The 19,618-nt window shown below is 60.9% G+C and carries 18 protein-coding genes; 3 read left to right on the forward strand and 15 right to left on the reverse strand.

Going from position 1 to position 19,618, the window contains the following annotated elements:
- Positions 1-18: 18 nt before the first annotated feature.
- The 13 genes from LOY31_RS25460 to LOY31_RS25520 form a co-directional block, all read right to left on the reverse strand.
- Positions 19-966 carry an LD-carboxypeptidase gene (locus LOY31_RS25460; RefSeq protein WP_258712368.1) on the reverse strand — a complete coding sequence of 316 codons (948 nt, stop codon included), beginning with the start codon at positions 964-966 and terminating at the stop codon, positions 19-21.
- A 173-nt stretch (positions 967-1,139) separates the two neighbouring features.
- Positions 1,140-2,138 carry a lipoyl synthase gene (lipA, locus tag LOY31_RS25465; RefSeq protein WP_162130488.1) on the reverse strand — a complete coding sequence of 333 codons (999 nt, stop codon included), beginning with the start codon at positions 2,136-2,138 and terminating at the stop codon, positions 1,140-1,142.
- A gap of 25 nt (positions 2,139-2,163) precedes the next feature.
- On the reverse strand, positions 2,164-2,811 hold the full coding sequence (lipB, locus tag LOY31_RS25470; protein ID WP_039771855.1) for a lipoyl(octanoyl) transferase LipB: 648 nt from the start codon (positions 2,809-2,811) through the stop codon (positions 2,164-2,166).
- The gene (locus LOY31_RS25475; protein ID WP_007958664.1) at positions 2,811-3,086 is read right to left on the reverse strand and encodes a DUF493 domain-containing protein; all 276 of its coding nucleotides are present in this window, start codon (positions 3,084-3,086) and stop codon (positions 2,811-2,813) included. The genes lipB and LOY31_RS25475 overlap by 1 nt, the downstream gene beginning before the upstream one ends.
- Positions 3,087-3,170: 84 nt before the next feature.
- Positions 3,171-4,328, reverse strand: coding sequence for a D-alanyl-D-alanine carboxypeptidase family protein (locus LOY31_RS25480; protein ID WP_011336095.1), 1,158 nt, complete (start codon positions 4,326-4,328; stop codon positions 3,171-3,173).
- A gap of 325 nt (positions 4,329-4,653) precedes the next feature.
- On the reverse strand, positions 4,654-5,661 hold the full coding sequence (locus LOY31_RS25485; RefSeq protein ID WP_085608761.1) for a septal ring lytic transglycosylase RlpA family protein: 1,008 nt from the start codon (positions 5,659-5,661) through the stop codon (positions 4,654-4,656).
- Positions 5,661-6,671 carry a lytic murein transglycosylase B gene (gene mltB, locus LOY31_RS25490; RefSeq protein WP_007958658.1) on the reverse strand — a complete coding sequence of 337 codons (1,011 nt, stop codon included), beginning with the start codon at positions 6,669-6,671 and terminating at the stop codon, positions 5,661-5,663. Before mltB ends, LOY31_RS25485 begins: the two co-directional genes overlap by 1 nt.
- 17 nt (positions 6,672-6,688) lie before the next feature.
- Complete coding sequence (rodA, locus tag LOY31_RS25495; RefSeq protein ID WP_052026248.1) at positions 6,689-7,792, reverse strand: rod shape-determining protein RodA; 1,104 nt, start codon at positions 7,790-7,792, stop codon at positions 6,689-6,691.
- 31 nt (positions 7,793-7,823) lie between these two features.
- Entirely contained in the window at positions 7,824-9,719 is a 1,896-nt protein-coding gene (gene mrdA, locus LOY31_RS25500) for a penicillin-binding protein 2 (protein ID WP_007958656.1), read from the reverse strand.
- A gap of 9 nt (positions 9,720-9,728) precedes the next feature.
- Entirely contained in the window at positions 9,729-10,196 is a 468-nt protein-coding gene (gene rlmH / locus LOY31_RS25505; RefSeq protein ID WP_003185785.1) for a 23S rRNA (pseudouridine(1915)-N(3))-methyltransferase RlmH, read from the reverse strand.
- A 9-nt stretch (positions 10,197-10,205) separates the two neighbouring features.
- On the reverse strand, positions 10,206-10,700 hold the full coding sequence (gene rsfS, locus LOY31_RS25510) for a ribosome silencing factor (RefSeq protein ID WP_007958654.1): 495 nt from the start codon (positions 10,698-10,700) through the stop codon (positions 10,206-10,208).
- A 72-nt stretch (positions 10,701-10,772) separates the two neighbouring features.
- A complete protein-coding gene (gene nadD / locus LOY31_RS25515; RefSeq protein WP_007958652.1) occupies positions 10,773-11,495 on the reverse strand; it encodes a nicotinate-nucleotide adenylyltransferase in 723 nt (240 codons plus the stop codon).
- Positions 11,464-12,735 carry a glutamate-5-semialdehyde dehydrogenase gene (locus tag LOY31_RS25520; RefSeq protein ID WP_258712372.1) on the reverse strand — a complete coding sequence of 424 codons (1,272 nt, stop codon included), beginning with the start codon at positions 12,733-12,735 and terminating at the stop codon, positions 11,464-11,466. Before LOY31_RS25520 ends, nadD begins: the two co-directional genes overlap by 32 nt.
- A 177-nt stretch (positions 12,736-12,912) precedes the next feature.
- Between LOY31_RS25520 and LOY31_RS25525 the strand changes: the two genes are divergently transcribed.
- Together LOY31_RS25525 and LOY31_RS25530 are read left to right on the forward strand one after the other, a co-directional pair.
- A complete protein-coding gene (locus LOY31_RS25525) occupies positions 12,913-13,608 on the forward strand; it encodes a DNA-3-methyladenine glycosylase (RefSeq protein WP_007958648.1) in 696 nt (231 codons plus the stop codon).
- Between the two features lie 54 nt (positions 13,609-13,662).
- Entirely contained in the window at positions 13,663-14,979 is a 1,317-nt protein-coding gene (locus tag LOY31_RS25530; protein ID WP_258712373.1) for a bifunctional DedA family/phosphatase PAP2 family protein, read from the forward strand.
- Here the strand turns inward: LOY31_RS25530 and LOY31_RS25535 are convergent.
- Both LOY31_RS25535 and LOY31_RS25540 read right to left on the reverse strand, forming a co-directional pair.
- Positions 14,976-15,554, reverse strand: coding sequence for a hypothetical protein (locus LOY31_RS25535; protein WP_258712374.1), 579 nt, complete (start codon positions 15,552-15,554; stop codon positions 14,976-14,978). The genes LOY31_RS25530 and LOY31_RS25535 overlap by 4 nt on opposite strands.
- 48 nt (positions 15,555-15,602) lie before the next feature.
- Entirely contained in the window at positions 15,603-15,812 is a 210-nt protein-coding gene (locus LOY31_RS25540; RefSeq protein WP_258712375.1) for a hypothetical protein, read from the reverse strand.
- On the opposite strand from LOY31_RS25540, the gene LOY31_RS25545 reads away from it, so the two are divergent.
- Positions 15,811-19,428, forward strand: a complete 3,618-nt coding sequence (locus LOY31_RS25545) for a calcium-binding protein (protein ID WP_258712376.1) — start codon at positions 15,811-15,813, stop codon at positions 19,426-19,428. The genes LOY31_RS25540 and LOY31_RS25545 overlap by 2 nt on opposite strands.
- Positions 19,429-19,618: the final 190 nt, after the last annotated feature.

Here is a 19,618-nt window from a genome sequence, read left to right on the forward strand (position 1 = left end):
TCTTTTTTTGTGGCTCGCTCAGCGAATCACCACATCCTGCTCCAGCATCAATTCCTTCTTACCCGCATCCAGTCGAACCAGCGCCCCCAGCGGCAGCGTCAGGTTCGGATCGCAGTGCCCGCTGCGCCAGCCGGACAGTACCGGAATCCGCAGCGGTTCAAAGGTCTGCTTGAGCAAGCGGTTCAAAGCCTCGATATCCACGCCAGCCACATCCCCGACCAACACGCCTCGCAACCTGGCCAATTTGCCCGCCAGACGCATCTGGGTCAGCAAGCGGTCGATCCGGTACAACGGCTCGTTGATGTCCTCGATGAGCAGAATCACCCCTTCGACGTCGATTTCGTAAGGCGTGCCCAAAGTCGCAGCGATCATCGCCAGATTGCCGCCCTGCAAACGCCCGTGGGCAATGCCGGGCTCCACGGTGGTCAATGGATAAGCCGCCGGATGACTCAGCACACTGCCGGCCTTCAACTGACCGCGCAGCATGGCGAAGAACGACGTCACCGTCGGCGGTTCCTTGTCACCCAGCAGATCGGCATTCAATAACGGCCCATGAAAGGTCACGAACCCGGCGTAGCGACTAATAGCCAGATGCAGCGCGGTGATGTCGCTGTAACCGACGAAGGGCTTGGCATGGCGGCTCAGCAGGTCGTAGTCGATCCGGTCCAGCAACCTTGGCGTGCCGTAGCCACCGCGCAGGCAAATGATTGCATCCACCTCTTCGTCAGCGAACGCCGCGTGCAGATCGTTGAGCCGTACCTCGTCGCTGCCGGCCATATAGCCATCCTTCTCGTATACGCCGGGGAACACTCGCAAACCATAACCCCGGGCGCGCATCCACTGAACGGCCTTTTCGGTATCCAGCGTGCCAGGGCCGGCGGGCGCAATCACGCCTATCAGTCCTTCCGACGGCAGTGCAGGCACAGGCTTGTGCGGAAAAAGGGTGTGGGTCGGTCGAACGGTCATCCATGGATCTCCCTGTGTGAAGTCATGCTCACACAGTAGTCAGGAACGGCGACAAACAGAAGAGGCTAAGCCGCGCCGCAGATTGCAGGAAAAGTCAGTAACGAGTGTAAGCCAGGCAAAAAAATGCCCGCCGGGTGATAAACCCCGGCGGGCATTTTTTATTCAGCGCTGAATCAGGAACCGAGCAGCTCGGCCTTGACCAGTTTCGCCTGCTCGTCGGCGTGGTACGAAGAACGCACCAACGGGCCGGACGCGACGTTCTTGAAGCCCATCTTGTAACCTTCCTCGGCGAACCAGGCGAAGGTGTCCGGGTGCACGAAACGCTGCACCGGCAAGTGGCTGCGGGACGGTTGCAGGTACTGGCCCAGGGTCAGCATGTCGATGTCGTGTTCGCGCATGCGCTTCATGACTTCGATGACTTCGTCGTCGGTCTCGCCCAGACCCAGCATCAGGCCGGATTTGGTCGGGATGTGCGGCATCATCTGCTTGAAGCGTTGCAGCAGGGTCAGCGACCACTGGTAGTCCGAACCCGGACGGGCAGCCTTGTACAGGCGCGGTACGGTTTCCAGGTTGTGGTTGAACACATCCGGCGGCTCGGCCGCGGTGATTTCCAGGGCGATGTCCATACGGCCACGGTAGTCCGGGACCAGGGTTTCGAGTTGCACGTTCGGCGACAGTTTGCGGATTTCGCGGATGCAGTCGGCAAAGTGCTGGGCACCGCCGTCACGCAGGTCGTCGCGGTCAACCGAGGTGATCACCACGTACTTGAGCTTCAGGTCGGCGATGGCGATGGCCAGGCTTTCCGGCTCGTTGACGTCCAGTGGCTTCGGACGACCGTGACCAACGTCGCAGAACGGGCAACGACGGGTGCAGATGTCACCCATGATCATGAAGGTCGCGGTGCCGCCGGAGAAGCACTCGCCCAGGTTCGGGCAGGACGCTTCTTCGCAGACGCTGTGCAGCTTGTGTTTGCGCAGCAGGCTCTTGATGCGGTCGACTTCCGGCGAAACCGGGATGCGCACGCGGATCCAGTCGGGTTTCTTCGGCAGTTCGGTGGTCGGAATGATCTTCACCGGGATGCGTGCAACCTTCTCGGCGCCGCGCAGCTTGACGCCGGCTTCAACCTTGGGACGCGGGGCCGGGCGCTCGGTCACGTCGAGCGTCGGGATCATGGTTTGCACTGCATCAGTAGTCATATCAGTCGATTCCGCCCGTCAGGGTCGTCTGCTCAGCATAGTCGAGGTGTTTGACGAGCTGCGCGCGCAGCCGGGCACTTACCTCGGCAAATTCAATCGATCCTGCGTGCTCGCTCAGCTGGGTCATCGCCAGCCCGGCATAGCCGCAGGGATTAATCCGTCGAAACGGCTCCAGGTTCATGTCCACGTTCAGGGCCAAGCCATGAAAGGAACAACCGTGGCGAATCCGCAAACCCAGAGAAGCGATCTTCGCTCCGTCGACGTAGACGCCGGGAGCATCCGGCTTGGCCACGGCGGTCACGCCGTAGCTGGCCAGCAGTTCGATCAGGCAGCGCTCCATGCGGCTGACCAGATCGCGCACGCCGAAACCGAGTCGGCGCACATCCAGCAGCAGGTAAGCCACCAGCTGGCCGGGGCCATGGTAGGTCACCTGACCGCCGCGGTCGACCTGCACCACCGGAATATCCCCCGGCAGCAACAGGTGCTCGGCCTTGCCGGCCTGGCCCTGGGTGAACACCGGCGGGTGTTCGACCAGCCAGATTTCGTCCGGGGCCGTGGTGCCACGCTCGTTGGTAAAACGCTGCATGGCCTGCCAGACCGGCTCGTAAGCCATCTGGCCAAGCTCGCGAAAGCCCAGCGTGCCCGGCATCACAGCACCATGTGCACGAAACCGGTAGCCCGCAGTTCGCTGTTGATGTTGTACAGCTGATCCTGGTCGGTCGCGACGATGTGCAACTGGATGGTGGTGTACTTGCCGTTGCTGCTTTGACGCTCGTCGACACGCTCATCGTTGATCTTGGCGTGTTTCTTGACGATGTCGATGATCTTGTCTTTGTTGCCGACGCCCGTATCGCTGATCACCTTAACCGGATAATCAACCTGGGGAAATTCGATCTTTGGCGCCTTTACTTCGGTATCGGTCATGGCGTAACGGCCTCGTAAGCGTAAGCCCGGTAACGAACAAGGCCCCGCTCCGGATCGGAACGGGGCCATGCAGGTCAACTCAAATCAGTTGAACAAGCCGTAGAAGAATAGACGGATGCTATCCCACATGCGGCGGAAGATACCACCCTCCTCGACAGCGTCCAGAGCGATCAGGTCGGCGCTGTGCACCACCTTGTCGTCCAGTTTCACTTCGACTTTACCGATCACGTCGCCCTTGGCGATTGGCGCGGTCAGTTGCGGGTTCATGGTCATGCTGGCAGCGAGCTTCTTCAGCTGGCCTTTCGGCAGGGTCATGGTCAGGTCTTGTGCCAGGCCGGCCTTGACTTGACTGGTAGTGCCTTTCCACACCGGGGCCTGAGCCAGTTCGGTGCCCTTCTGGTAGAAGGTCTGGGTTTCGAAGAAGCGGAAACCGTAGGTCAGCAGCTTCTGGGTTTCAGCGGCACGTGCCACTTCGCTGTTGGTGCCGAACACCACGGCGATCAGGCGCATGCCGTCACGTACGGCCGAAGACACCATGCAGTAGCCGGCTTCGTCGGTGTGACCGGTTTTCAGACCGTCGACGGTCTTGTCGCGCCACAGCAGCAGGTTGCGGTTAGGCTGTTTGATGCCGTTCCAGAAGAACTCTTTCTGCGAGTAGATCGCGTAGTGAGCCGGGTCTTCGTGGATGATCGCGCGCGCCAGGATCGCCATGTCGTGAGCCGACGAGTAGTGCTCAGGGTTCGGCAGACCGGTCGGGTTCATGAAGTGGGTATTCGTCATGCCCAGATCGGCGACGGTCTTGTTCATCAGGTCGGCGAACGCATCTTCGCTGCCGGCGATGTGTTCAGCCACCGCGACGCTGGCGTCGTTGCCGGACTGGATGATGATGCCGTGCAGCAGGTCGCTGACAGTGACTTGCGAGCCGACCTTGATGAACATCCGCGAACCGCCGGTGCGCCAGGCGTTTTCGCTGACGGTCACCGGGTCGTTTTCACCGATCTGGCCGCGACGGATTTCCAGCGTGGCAATGTACGCGGTCATCAGTTTGGTCAGGCTGGCCGGCGGCAGACGCTGGTCACCGTTGTTCTCCACCAGCACGTTGCCGCTGTTGGCATCCATGAGCACGTAGGATTTGGCGGCCAGTTGTGGTGGCGACGGCATCATCTCGGCCGCGAACGCGGCAGGCGAGAGGAGCAGCGGGACTAGCAGACACAGGCGTTTGGCAAAGGTGGTGATGTTCATCCGTCTCTCGAAATCGCTAATGGAAACTGTCCTGGCGGACAAAATTTAATCAGATGTCTTTCAGGTTTTGCCCGAAACCTGCCTGCGCGACGATCATGCTGCGTTAAAAACAGATTCGAAATGCTCATGTAGGTCCCCTACACTCCGCTTCCTCACCTGTTTTTGCCTTGCCTGATCGCCGCTCGGCGAGCTTTCGAGCAAACCCTACGAGCATCGCGTGTTCAGTTGCTCACTCCAGTCACCCTTGCCGGGCTTTTGTTCTTCGACGAGCCAACAACCTGGTTCACCCCCCAATCGCTGGTGAACCGTCAATCAAGTCCTACGTTTACTCGGTGACCACACTTGGCGAACCCAGGTTGGCCAGGCGCACGCTGTTCTGTACCTGGGCAATTTCACCCGGCGAACCGATCGGTCCCAGGCGAACCCGGTGCAGGGTCTGCTGATTGCGCACGATCGAGCTGATAAACACCGGAGCGCTCACCATCCCGCTGAGCTTCGACCTCAGGAGCTCTGCAGCGTCCGGGTTGGCGAACGCGCCCACCTGCAGATACTGGCCAGACGCTGGTGCAGAAGCGTTTTTTTTTGCATCAAGCTGAACTGGCACGACGGCCGCGGCGTGCTGCTGCGGCGGCGGAGTCCATTGCTCGACGGTGCCGGCCGAGGCCGTGATCACCGGGGCGCTATTCTGCGCGACTTGCGGCTCGTTGAGCATCAAAGGCGCCGGACGGCCCTTGGCGGCCCACCATTGCTGCGGGTCGATGCCTTCGACCTTGACCCGCGCGGTGCCGATTTCGGCATAACCGAGCTTCTTGGCGGCGGCGTAGGACAGGTCGATGATCCGGTCCGAGTAGAACGGGCCACGGTCGTTGACTCGCAGGATCACCGTGCGGTTGTTGTCCAGGTTGGTCACCCGAACGTAACTCGGCAGCGGTAATGTCTTGTGGGCGGCACTCATGCCGTACAGGTCGTAGACCTCGCCGTTGGCGGTGTTCTGACCGTGGAACTTGGTGCCGTACCAGGACGCGGTGCCGGAGGCCACGTACGTCTTGGATTCCTGCAACGGGAAGTAGGTCTTGCCCAGCACGGTGTACGGGTTGGCCTTGTACGGGCCGGTGTGCAGGGTCGGCGTGGCATCCGGGATGCGCGATACGTCGACGTCCCACCACGGCGCGCCGTCCTTGTGGGCCCGGTTGATGTCCAGGCCCGGCTGCGAACGCACGGCGGTGGTCGGCTTCTGGCTCGGCGAACGGCTGGTCGAACAACTGGCGACCAGCACCGCCAACGCAGCGAAAGCCACCAGCTTCAGGGGTTTATTGATAGGCAATGCCCGCATTACTTGACGCCCCGTGCTTGTACCAGCTGTTCAGACAGTTGATGTACGGCCATGGCGTACATCACGCTGCGGTTATAACGCGTGATCGCGTAGAAATTCTTCAGGCCCATCCAGTATTCCGGGCCATTGTCGCCTTCGAGGCGGAATGCGGTGACCGGCATGTCATCGCGCAGCGCATCATGACTCGACCAGCCCAGCGCTCGCAACTCCCCGACGGTTTTCGTCGGCTCGATGCCGGTGGTCAGGCCTTCATCCACCTGCTCTCCCCGTACATCCGCGCGACTGACCACCGGCTCGCCGGCGACCCAGCCGTGACGCTTGAAATAGCTGGCGACGCTGCCGATCGCATCATCCGGGTTGTTCCAGATATTGATGTGGCCGTCGCCGTCGAAATCCACCGCGTAGGCGCGGAAACTGCTCGGCATGAACTGCGGCAAGCCCATCGCCCCGGCGTAGGAACCCTTGAGGGTCAGCGGGTCGACCTGCTCTTCGCGCGCCAGCAGCAGGAACTCACGCAGCTCCTTGCGGAAAAATTCGGCACGGGGAGGATAGTCGAAACCCAGCGTGGACAAGGCATCGATCACCCGGTAATTGCCGGTATTACGTCCGAAAAAGGTCTCAACGCCGATGATCGATACGATCACCTGGGCCGGAACGCCGTATTCCTGCTCGGCGCGGGCCAGAGTCGCCTCGTGCTGACGCCAGAAGTCCACACCGCGGGCGATGCGCGCGTCGGTGATGAACATCGGACGGTATTCTTTCCACTGCTTGACCCGTTCGGCGGGTTTGGAAATGGCGTCGAGAATCGCCTGCTTGCGCTGGGCCTCGCGGAACACGGCCATCAGCTGTTCGCCGGCGAAACCGTAGTCGCGGGTCATTTCACCGACGAATTCGGCCACCTGGGGCGAGCCTTCGTAATCGCCGGCCAACGCTTCCTGCGCGCTGCCAAGGATGCCTACCAGGCCGAGCCACGGTGCGTATCGTGTCGCCCAGTCACGCATTACTTGCATTGAACTCTTCACCTTATTCAAACCTGTGCGATCCACTTGCGATGGGTATGGATCGACATCAAAACCCCAAACGCTGACAGCAGCGTCACCAGCGAAGTTCCGCCGTAGCTAATGAACGGCAACGGCACCCCCACCACCGGCAACAGGCCACTGACCATACCGATGTTGACGAAAACGTAAACAAAAAACGTCATGGTCAGAGCGCCGGCCAGCAATTTGCCGAACAGCGTCTGGGCCTGGGCGGTAATCACCAGGCCACGACCGATCAGCAACAGATAGATCAGCAACAGTGCGCAGATGCCCACCAGCCCGAACTCTTCGCCGAGCACGGCGATAATGAAGTCGGTGTGGCTTTCCGGCAGGAAGTCCAGATGCGACTGGGTGCCCAGCAGCCAGCCCTTGCCGAATACCCCGCCGGAACCGATGGCGGCTTTCGACTGGATGATGTTCCAGCCAGTGCCGAGCGGATCGCTTTCCGGGTCGAGGAACGTCAGGATCCGCTGTTTCTGGTAGTCGTGCATGATGAAGAACCACATCGCGACCGACACCGGAATCGCCGCCGCCAGTACGCTGAGAATCCAGCGCCAGCGCAACCCGCCCATAAACAGTACGAAGGCGCCGCCGGCCAGAATCAGCAGCGAAGTGCCCAGATCCGGCTGACGCACGATCAGGGCGAACGGCACGCCGATCAACAGCAGACTGATGCCGACATGCTTGAGCTGTGGCGGCAGCGTGCGTTTGGACAAATACCAGGCGATGGTCGCCGGCATCAGGATCTTCATGAATTCCGAGGGCTGGAAGCGGATCACCCCGGGAATGTTGATCCAGCGGGTCGCGCCCATGGCATTGTGGCCCATGATGTCCACCACCAGCAGCAGCACCACCCCGATCACGTAGCCGAGCGGCACCCAGCGCGCCATGAACCTTGGCTCGAACTGGGCGATGACGATCATCGACACCAGACCGATGCCGAACGACGTGGCCTGTTTGGCCAGCAGATCCCAGCTCTTGCCGCTGGCCGAGTACAGCACGAACAGGCTGCCGGCCGCGAGAATCAGCAGCAGCACCAGCAACGGGCCGTCGATATGCAAACGTTGCAACAGCGTCGCCCGGCGACGCATCACATCCTCGCTGGAGAGCATGCGATCGAAATTATTCATCACGGGCCGTAGCCTCCGCACTGATAGGGCTGGCGTATTCGGCCTTCAACCGTCCGTCCTGATCCAGCAGCCAGGCATCCATGACCTGCCGCACCACTGGTGCCGCGACGCCGGAACCGGACTCACCGTTCTCGACCATCACCGACACCACGATTTTCGGGTCATCCGCCGGCGCGAAACCGACGAACAAGGCGTGGTCGCGGTGGCGTTCCTGAACCTTGGAGCGGTCGTACTTCTCACCTTGCTTGATTGCCACGACCTGCGCCGTACCCGACTTGCCGGCGATCCGGTATTGCGCGCCGATCGCCGCTTTACGCGCCGTACCGCGTGCACCGTGCATCACCTGTTGCATGCCATGGTTGACCTTGGTCCAGTCCGACGGATCGCGCAGGATGATGTCCGGCATCGGATTCTCATCCACCGGTTTCACGCCTTCGAGGGATTTGGCCAGGTGCGGGCGATTCCACACACCCTTGTTGGCCACCAGCGCAGTCGCCTGGGCCAGTTGCAGCGGAGTCGATTGCATGTAGCCCTGGCCGATCCCGAGAATCAGGGTTTCGCCGGGGAACCACGCCTGACGCCGGGTCGCGCGTTTCCACTCGCGGGACGGCATCAGGCCGGGGGATTCTTCGAACATGTCCAGCGAGACCTTCTGGCCGATACCGAACTTGTTCATGTAGGCCGACAACCGGTCGATGCCCAGCTTGTGTGCCAGGTCATAGAAGTAGGTGTCGTTGGACCGCATGATCGCCGTGTCGAGGTCGACGAAGCCGTCCCCGGTGCGGTTCCAGTTGCGGTACTTGTGATCGTAGTTGGGCAGCATGTAGTAACCGGGGTCGAACACCCGGCTCGACGCCGTCACCACGCCCGCATCGAGACCGGCAATCGCCACCGCCGGCTTGATCGTCGAGCCCGGCGGGTACAGACCGCGCAGCACGCGGTTGAACAGCGGTCGGTCGATCGAATCACGCAGCTCGGCGTACGCCTTGAAGCTGATGCCGGTGACGAACAGGTTCGGGTCGAAACTCGGCTGGCTGACCATCGCCAGCACTTCGCCGGTTTTCGGATCGAGCGCCACCACCGCACCACGCCGGCCACCCAGCGCAGCCTCGGCGGCTTCCTGCAATTTGATGTCGAGGCTCAGGACAATGTCCTTGCCCGGCACCGGATCGGTACGCTTGAGCACGCGCAGAACGCGGCCACGGGCGTTGGTCTCGACCTCTTCGTAACCCACCTGACCGTGCAGCTCGGCTTCATAGAAGCGCTCGATGCCGGTCTTGCCGATGTGGTGGGTGCCGCTGTAGTTGACTGGATCGAGGGTCTTCAGCTCTTTCTCGTTGATCCGCCCCATGTAACCCACCGAGTGCGCGAAATGCGCGCCCTGCGGGTAATGACGCACCAGTTGCGCGACCACCTCGACGCCCGGCAGGCGGAACTGATTCACCGCGATCCGGGCGATCTGCTCTTCGCTCAGCTCGAACAGGATCGGCACCGGCTCGAACGGCCGGCGGCCCTGACGCATGCGTTTCTCGAAGATCACCCGGTCTTCCGGCGTCAGCTGCAAGACCTCGACGATCACGTCGAGCACCTGCTGCCAGTCGCCGGAGCGCTCGCGGGTCATGCTCAGGCTGAAGCTCGGACGGTTGTCCGCCACCACCACGCCGTTGCGGTCGAAAATCAGGCCACGGGTCGGCGGGATCGGCTGGACATGCACCCGGTTGTTTTCCGACAGGGTCGAGTGATATTCGTACTGAATCACCTGCAGGTAGTACAGGCGCGCAATCAGCACGCAGATCAGCGCCACCACCGCAATTGCGCCGAACACGACGCGACCACGCACCAGACGGGCGTCTTTTTCGTGGTCCTTGATGCGGATCGGCTGAGACATGAGGGCGGATTACTTGTGGTAAGGGTGGCCGGACAGCACGGTCCAGGCACGATACAACTGCTCGCCGATGAGGATGCGCACCAGCGGGTGCGGCAGCGTCAGCGGCGACAACGACCAGCGCTGATCCGCGCGGGCACAGACTTCCGGCGCCAGTCCTTCCGGGCCACCGACCATGAAGTTGACCGTGCGCGAGTCCAGGCGCCAGCGATCGAGTTCGACCGCCAGTTGCTCGGTGCTCCACGGCTTGCCATGAACTTCGAGGGTGACGATCCGCTCGTTCGGCCCGACCTTGGCCAGCATGGCTTCGCCTTCCTGACGGATGAAGCGGGCCACGTCGGCGTTCTTGCCACGGGTATTGAGCGGAATTTCCACCAGTTCCAGCGCCAGCTCGGACGGAAGACGCTTGGCATATTCATGCCAGCCTTCTTCCACCCACTTGGGCATGCGTGAACCGACGGCGATCAGTCGCAGTCGCACAGCAATCCCTTACAGCTGGTCTTTGTTGAGCTTGGTGAAATGCTCGTGGGTGTTTTCCGGGCTGTGGTGCTTGGCGTCCGCCGCACGGCTTTGCTCGGCACCGGCCCACAGGCGCTCCAGGTCGTAGAACTGACGTGCCGAGGCGGTCATCATGTGCACGATCACCAGGTCCAGGTCCAGCAGCACCCAGTCGCTGTCGCCCTTGCCTTCTTCGCCCAGCGGCTTGGCGCCGTTCTTTTTGACCTCTTCGCGGACCTTGTCCAGCATCGCGTTGATCTGGCGGTTGGAAGTACCGGTGGCGATGATCATGTAGTCGGTGATGCTCTGCTTGTCGCGCACATCAATGATCTGGATGTCCTGGGCCTTGACGTCTTCCAGGGCTGCAACGGCCACCTTGACCAGCTCGTCGCCCTTGAGCGGTTCGTTGGTGTTGACCGGCTCTGGCAGCGGGGCGCTCTTGAATGTGCCTTTGCGCTTTACTTTGGTTTGGTCTTTGTCAGTCATATAAAACTCGTTTTGCTCATATTTTCGGCGGCTTGGCGACACGTGGATTCGTATCAGTGAAGCACGCCTTGTTCAGTTCGACGCACGGTACAGACCGTGCGCATCGATGTAGGCCAGGACCGCGTCGGGCACCAGGAAACGTACCGACTTACCGCTGGCCAGCAGTTGACGGATCTGGGTGGCGGAAACCGCGAGCGGTGTCTGCCAGACGAATGCAATCTGTCCGCTCGGCCCCTTCAGGGCCAGCGGGTCGCTCACCGAACGCGCTGCCAGCAGGTTGCGCAAGGCATCCGGCGGTTCGCTGTCGGCGTCCGGGCGCTGTAGCACCAGGATGTGGCAATGCTGGAGCAACTCTTCCCAGCGGTGCCAAGTAGGCAGGCCGCAAAACGCGTCCCAGCCCAGAAGCAGAAAAACCTGGGTCTCGGCGGCCATTTCGGCGCGCAGCGACTCCAGGGTATCGATGGTCCAGGACGGTTTGTCCCGCTGCAATTCGCGGGCGTCCACCACCAGCGGCGGCACACCGGCCACCGCACATTCAACCATTGCCAGCCGGTCCTGCGCCGACACCTGCGGCGTATCGCGGTGCGGCGGCCGGGCGCTGGGCATCATGCGCAACTCATCGAGCCCCAGCGCTTCGGCGACTTCCAGCGCGCCGCGCAAATGGCCGACATGCACCGGGTCAAACGTCCCGCCCAGTACGCCAATGCGCCGGGGACGGGATTTCTTGCCGGGTTTCGGCGCTTTCAGGTCGAGGTCGGACAAGTCAGACCGTCGCCTGGCCGCGCAACTGGCCATCACCGACCACGATGTACTTCTCGCAGGTCAGTCCTTCGAGGCCCACCGGGCCACGGGCGTGCAGCTTATCAGTAGAAATGCCGATCTCGGCACCCAATCCGTATTCGAATCCGTCGGCGAAGCAGGTCGGGGTGTTGATCATCACCGACGCCGAGTCGACCTGAGCCACGAACTGGCGGGTGTCGGCGAGGTTTTCGCTGACGATCGAGTCGGTGTGGTGGGAGCCGAAATGGTTGATGTGCTCGATGGCCTGATCCAGACCATCCACCACGCGGATCGACAGAATCGGCGCCAGGTACTCGGTGCTCCAGTCTTCTTCGGTCGCCGCTACGGCCTCGATGATCGCCCGGGTGCGTTCGCAACCACGCAGTTCGACGCCTTTTTCGCGGAACTGCTTCGCCATCGACGGCAGGAAATCCTTCGCAACACTTTGATCGACCAGCAAGGTCTCCATCGCACCGCAGATGCCATAGCGATAGGTCTTGGCATTGAAGGCGATGCGCTGAGCTTTCGGCAGGTCGGCGTGTTCGCTGACATAAACGTGGCAGATGCCGTCCAGATGCTTGATCACCGGCACCCGGGCGTCACGACTGATGCGCTCGATCAGGCCCCGACCACCGCGCGGCACAATCACGTCGACGTACTCGGGCATGGTGATCAACGCGCCAACGGCGGCGCGGTCGGTGGTTTCCACCACTTGCACCACGGCGGCCGGCAGTTCGGCTTCGGCCAGGCCACGCTGGATGCAGGCGGCAATCGCGCGGTTGGAATGAATCGCTTCGGAACCACCGCGCAGGATGGTCGCGTTGCCGGACTTCAGGCACAGGCTCGCGGCATCGATGGTCACGTTGGGACGGGATTCGTAGATGATCCCGATAACGCCCAGCGGTACGCGCATCTTGCCGACCTGAATGCCCGACGGACGGAAGCTCATGTCGCGGATCGCACCGACCGGATCCGGCAGCGCTGCGACCTGACGCAGGCCGACGATCATGCCATCGATGCGCGCCGGGGTCAGTTCCAGACGCTCCAGCAGTGCCGGCTCCAGACCGTTGGCGCGACCGGCGGCCAGATCCTGTTCATTGGCTGCCGCAAGCTCGGCGCGGGCGGCGTCCAGGGCATTGGCGGCAGCCAGCAGGGCGCGGTTTTTCTGCACGGTACTGGCACGACCGATGACGCGGGAGGCTTCGCGGGCGGCGCGACCCAATCGGGTCATGTAGTCAAGAACGGACTCAGTCATGGTCTGCTGGGGTCTTGGCAAAGAGGAAAGCGGCAGATTATAGCTGTCGCGTCCCGGGACTAACAGCGGTGACGGGCGGATGGTCGAAATGGACGGTGATTTGCCGACGTTCAGCCGGGATTAAGCCGCGAATTGTTATCATCACGACCTCCTCCGCCTGGATAAACCCTGTTTGCCATGTCCAACCTGACCGTTCGCGCCACCTCCGCGCGCCAGCCTGTCGGCCTTGCGGACGCCTTTTTCGACCGCGACGCCCAGACACTGGCCCGTGATCTGCTCGGCAAAGTCATCCGCCACCGCGTCGGCGATTTGTGGCTCAGCGCCCGAATCATCGAAACCGAAGCGTATTACTGCGAAGAAAAAGGCAGCCACGCGTCCCTCGGCTACACAGAAAAGCGTAAGGCTTTGTTTCTGGACGGCGGCCACATCTATATGTACTACGCCCGTGGCGGCGATTCGCTGAACTTCAGCGCGCAGGGACCGGGCAACGCGGTGCTGATCAAATCGGCCTATCCGTGGGTCGACGAGATCAGCGGCCCGGCCAGCCTGGCGCAGATGCTGTTGAACAACCCCGACGCCCAGGGGCGCCCGCGTCCGTCGCAGAAACTCTGTGCCGGACAGACGTTGCTGTGCAAGGCGCTGGGGCTGAAAGTGCCGGTGTGGGATGCCAAACGCTTCGACCATGAAATCCTGCTGGTGGAAGACACCGGCCCTGCGCCAACTCATGTGATTCAGACCACCCGCCTGGGCATTCCCCATGGCCGTGACGAACACTTGATGTATCGCTTCGTCGATGCTGCCTATGCCCAGTGGTGCACGCGGAACCCGCTGCGCCGGGGTCAGGTCGAAGGTCGCGATTATTTTCTGCTGTGAATGCACACCCTTCGGCTCGCCGATCAGGGACATCAATGAAATGGAGTGGTTTGTATGGGCCCATGGCTCGATAGCGTGACCGGGTGGCTGGCCGCCAATCCGCAGTGGCTGGCCGCTGCAGTGTTTGTCGTGGCCTGCGTGGAATGCCTGGCGATTGCCGGGTTGATCGTGCCCGGCACGGTGCTGCTGTTTGCCGTGGCGGTGCTGGCCGGCAGCGGCGCCCTGTCGCTGAGTGAAACCCTGTTGCTGGGTTTCCTCGGCGGGATTCTCGGCGATGTGATTTCGTATTTCCTCGGCCGCCACTTCCACCAGAACATCCGGCGTCTGCCGGGGTTGCGCCATCACCCGGAATGGATGGCCGGCGCGGAAACCTACTTCCAGCGTTATGGCATCGCCAGCCTGCTGGTCGGACGCTTCATCGGCCCGTTGCGGCCGATGCTGCCGATGGTCGCCGGGATGTGCGACATGCCCTTCCCGCGCTTCGCCGCCGTGAGTCTGCTGGCAGCGGCCGGCTGGAGCCTCGCGTACCTGCTGCCGGGCTGGGCCACCGGGGCGGCGATTCGACTGCCGTTGCCGGAGGGTTTCTGGCTGCAGGCCGGGATCGTCGCCGGCAGCATTGCGGTGATGGTCGGCCTGAGCGCCAACAGCAGCCTGCGCCGCCATCGCCGGGCGACGATCTGGATCAGCAGCATGAGCCTGTTGATCCTGATCGGCCTGTTCATCGGTTACCCGTACCTGACCGCCCTCGATCAGGGCATCATGACCCTGGTGCAGGAACACCGCCGCCCGGCACTGGATGAGGTGGCAGTGGTCTTCACCCTGATCGGTGAGTTCCGCAACATGCTGCTGTTCAGCGCCCTGCTGACTGCGCTGCTGTTGCTGTGCCGCCAGTGGCGCCACGCGATCTTCGTGGGCGGCACCCTGCTTGTCACGGCCCTGGCCAACACCGGCACCAAGATGTTCTTCGCCCGGGTGCGCCCGGAAGTGCTGACCGATCCGCTCACCAGTTACAGCATGCCCAGCGGCCATGCGTCAGGATCGTTCGCGCTGTTCCTGACCTTGGCCGTACTCGCCGGACGCGGGCAACCGCCGAGACTGCGACTGACCTGGTTGCTGATCGGCTGCATTCCGGCACTGGCGATTGCCTTGTCGCGGGTGTATCTGGGCGCGCACTGGCCGACGGATGTGCTGGCCGGCGCCATGCTTGCCGCGTGCGTATGCGCCGCCGGACTCTGGCTCAGCCAGCGGCAGTCACCGCTCGGCGCCATGCCGCAGAGAGTCTGGTGGCTGGTGTTGCCGGCGCTGGTCGCCCTGTTCGGTTTTTTTGTGCTGCGACACTTGCCGCATACCATGCTGCGCTATTCGTACTAGGCGACGGCAGACAGCAGCGAAGGATTGGTCCTCAAGACGAACGACACCGACGAAGGGTTGTAGGCATTGTGCCCGGTGTCGTTCGGATTCTTGTCCAGGAAGTAGGTGAGCCCTTCCTTTGTCTCATGCTGAAACAGGCGCATCTTCTTCTCTACGCTGAACAGCGCCACAGAAACCGGATTGGACGGCAGGTCACCAAACGACTTGAGCTTTCCGGCATACGTTTCCAGCTCAAAGTAACTACCGCCACTTTTCGCGGCCAGAAGATGCCTTGTACTTTGATCAAGTCGCAGCTGCCAATCAAAGTAACGACCGGCCGTTTTGACATTAAGTGCATATCGCCCCTGATAATCCGGAACAAACTCCAATAACAGCGGCTCGGCATCATCATGATCCGCAAGCGTCACGATTGGCGAACTGATTTCATCATTCAGGGAAATCTCCGCATTCAACCTCTGCCCCATTGTTATCCGCGGCTGCTTCAAACGTTGCTCCATGACTTGATAATTGAGCACCAGCGGAAGTCCATCCGCGAACAGTTGCCCCGTGAAGGTAATATTATTGGCATCAGACATGTGAAGGTTCTCTTCTTGTTAAGAACGGACTGAACAACAGACAGGATTTCATTTACCAGCAGCCTGGGCGGGATCGTTCCTCACACGCCTGCGCTTGCGTCGTTCAAGCACCATGGAATCCGCGTAGTAACCGGCAGCCTTCAGGACAATCTCGGCATTCAGATCAACGCCCGCATGTTTGAAAATATACTTTCCGGCAATATCATCCCAGAACGCCCACTCATCTTCATAAATTGTCATAACGCTCTCCTTGTTCATGAAGCCCGCTTCCTGCGAGTCAGGTTCAACGCTAAATCAAAAACATCCCACAGACCACTTCAAAGGCAATACAAAAAACAACAATACAATCGGCAAAACAATAACAACTGAACACAACCACCCGCCATGCCAAAGTCTTTCGACACTTCACAAGCGAGCATTGATTTTGGCCAAACCCTTTAACATCAATCCTGAAACTATTCTTACAGCCCCCATAACAATTTCCGACATTAACATTCCATCAAATTCAACGACGGCCGAAACCGATACAACGCCCGGCAAAGTTCCCGACCTGAATTACCTGGACAAACTGTTCGGGCCCATGCGCTTTGGCGAACTGACCGTGAGCCGCCAGACACTTCAGGCGCTGGGTGCCCGGGTCAACGGCGAGGCCATTACAGCGGCCAACACGTACTTCCCCGAGCCCGATCAGGCCTTTATCGATGGGCTGCAATTCGATCCCGCCCAGGTTGAGCAGCGGATCAAGTCAGTCGATGGTCAGGAGCACCAACATGTACCGGAATTACTCTACGAAATCGTCACTCTGCGCTCCCCCGAAGCAGCACCGCTTCTACGCGAAATATCCGCCAGTGATGCTGAGCATCCCCTGCAGAAAATCGGCAAACTGCTGACCGCCACTCAACAGCTGGATATCCACAGAAGCCCGCTGCCCGAACACCTGCCGGGCTGGGTAGACAAGGCTAAAAGTCGCGGCATGACCAGTATGGGCGCCGGGCTGCAGGCCTACGGTTTGTACAGCGCCTACATGGGCGCCATCGACGGCCTCAAGAAAGGTCAGATGGGCGAATTGCTGATCAATGCGGGGGGTGCTCTCGCCGAGATCACTTCACTGGGCCTCGAATACGCGCTGAACAAGACCGGCGAACAGATGATCCGTCAGGGATCCATGGCCCTCGAACAATTCGGCAAGACCACCATGGGCAAATGGCTGAGCCGGGGCGCGGGTCTGATCGCCAGCGTGCTGACGCTGCCCTTCGACATCTACACCGCCATCAAATCCTTCAACGATGCCGCCAAGGCCCAAGGCAAGGAAGCTCAGGATCTGTACGTCACCGGCGGCTTGAGCGTGTTCAGCGGCGCATTGTCCATTGCCCTTGGCTGCGCAGCCCTGATGGGTTTTCAGGCGGCGGGCCCGGTGGGGATTGCAGCGGCGGCGATCATGATTGTCGGTGCCCGAATCTACGGTGCCGCGCGCATGGTCGACGACATCGACGATTACATCGAGCTGACCGTGCACGAACGCTGGCGTGCCGGCTGGTTCGCGTTCACCGGACAAAGCCAGGACAAGGCGCTGATGGATCGCTACCTGGTTGCAAAGACCACGGGCGATTATGCCAAAGCCTTGAAAACCCGCAGCCTTGGCTGGCTCGACAATGAATTCAAGGAAAGTGTCGACGTGATCGTCAATGGCCGTTTCGAGGTTACGTTGCAGCCGACTCGCCTCTATCGTTTCCAATGGGATGAAAGCAAAGGCGAAACGCCCTATACCAGCGAAAACCGCCCTGTCATCAGCGACACGGATGACACCTACGACGCCAGGAAGGGATTACCCGACTCGGACGCTGTCATCGCCAATGCGAAAAGCGACCCGGCGAAAGGGGTATTCTGGAACCTGGGCGGCGGCCACGACACGGTTCAAGGCGTCGAGGACAAGCCGAATTTCTTCAGCTATGCCAGCGGCCGCAAAACCCTGGACGGTGGCAACAAGGATGACTCCTTTCTGTTTCAGTCGGCATCAGACGCGCTGTCTGACGACCCGACCACCGTCAGTGAGCTGTCCGGCGGTGACGGCACCGATCTGCTCTGGCTGCAAGGCAAACACAAAAACCAAGACCCTGTCGCCAACCCGCCGCGCCATATCGGTTTTGATGTCGACCTTAAAAGCGGCAGGCTGGCAGTGCGCCCTGTGGACCCGTCGCGTGAGCCGGTGCTGCATTCAACCTTCAGGTCCATCGAAAAGGTCGAGACACTGGCCGGCGCGCTCAACCGCGTGACCGGTTCCGATCGCGCCGACACCATTGCCGCCAATGGCGATGACCGCGTCGATGCCGGGGCCGGCGATGACCGCATCTCTGTCCGTGGACTTCATGGCACGGTCGATGGCGGCAGCGGTAGCGATACCTATGAAATTGCCCCTGACTGTCTCAAGGTCTCCCTCCACGAAGATGGCCAGGAGCCGAGCAAGGTCTATCTGGGCGTGACACTCGAAGCCATCCAGCGCTGGTACGTACGCAATGACGCGCTGGTCATTGAATCCCTGCGCGACGACGACATCCGGTCGCCAAGGCGGGAACTGGTGCTGGAGGCGGTGTACCGGACGGTCGATGGCAAACGCACCCTGCGCAACGACAAATGGACATTCATTACACAGGACGGCTACCACTTGCAGCCGGCGTGGCCTGCCGATACCCCGGACCTGGCCGACCTGACCGTGAAAGTTACCGTTCTGACCGTCGGCACGACGAAAACCTCGCCGGTGCCGGTCAACGATCATCCCTTCAGGATCTCGAACAAACCGCACTCGTATTACTTCATCTCGCGCCAGATCCGTCACGCAATCCTGATGGCAACACCACACGAAAATCCGACCCGAAGCACTCTGTACGTCGACCGCGACAGCACGGAGATCGATGAAGTCCGGGCGATTTATACCGTTACAAAAACACGGCCAAATGCATTCACGCAGCTCAGCTACACGGACATTCACCACACCCTCACGTTCCACGAAGGTGGTGGCCTGCTCTCGTTGCACGGTGCTGCAAGAGAAACTCCGGGCAAGAAACGCGACATGGGAGCCGGAATCCTGGCCTCTGGCTGGCAGATGATTCATCCGATGACGCTGGTCATGCGAGACGGGATTTCCTATCACCTCGACTTTCCACGTCCCGCGTATCTAAACGACGCAAGGAACCCGGGTTATACGGTTGTGCAAAGCCGCACCGCGCTGCGCGAGCGAGCCGGTCGGTATATGTTCGTCCGACCCTCTGTGGAGAAACGCACGTTGAAGGCAACCCCGCAGCGGGTCGACTTTCAGGCAGCCGAGCACAACGCGACCTACTGGCTGGAGGGACGATCGTCCAGCTATGAACTGTTTCCCGCCAGCGCAACGTCCATCCGGCTGTCCACCGCAGACGCAGATGCCCAGATCTCGGGTTCTTCCACCTGGCTCATTCACACACAACATCTGGAGGAACAGGTCAGCCACCGCGATCTCGCCATCAAGGACAACCTGCTCAGAATCGGCAGCATCCGGATTCAACTGCCGGACAGCAACGATCCGCTGCTGCCACTGGAAACCATTGAAGTCGTGGTCTCCTCGGGAAACCGTTATCGGATCAATGCACTGTTCGAGGTGATCGGTCTGTGCGCCATCGATGCCCGAGCCTACCCATCGGTTCAGGCCATCGCCCAAGACGTTCATGAGCATCAACTGCGTGAAGAGCTTGAGTCCGACGAAGTGTCGGTTCACCACATTCGCCTGAGCGAAACCGCTGCCGGCAAGATCTCCTACAACGTTGCCACCAACGTCTGGAGCAGCGAAACCACTGCGTTCCGCTCGATATCTGCCGAGCACCTGATCATCATCAAGGAATGACACCATGCGACCAAAAACACCCTCGCCGCCAGGTTTTTCCAAAGGTAATACGGCCGCTGACTCGCTCGCTGAACTCACACGATTGCGACCGCAAGCTCCAGACCCGCAGCTACCGCATTCGTTGCCAGACCAGACGGCCGCGCATCAACGAAACCCGGGACACACCCCGCCTCTCGCGGACACACCCGGA

Origin of the sequence: Pseudomonas sp. B21-021, from assembly GCF_024749205.1 — a bacterium.
Classification (GTDB): domain Bacteria; phylum Pseudomonadota; class Gammaproteobacteria; order Pseudomonadales; family Pseudomonadaceae; genus Aquipseudomonas; species Aquipseudomonas paraglycinae.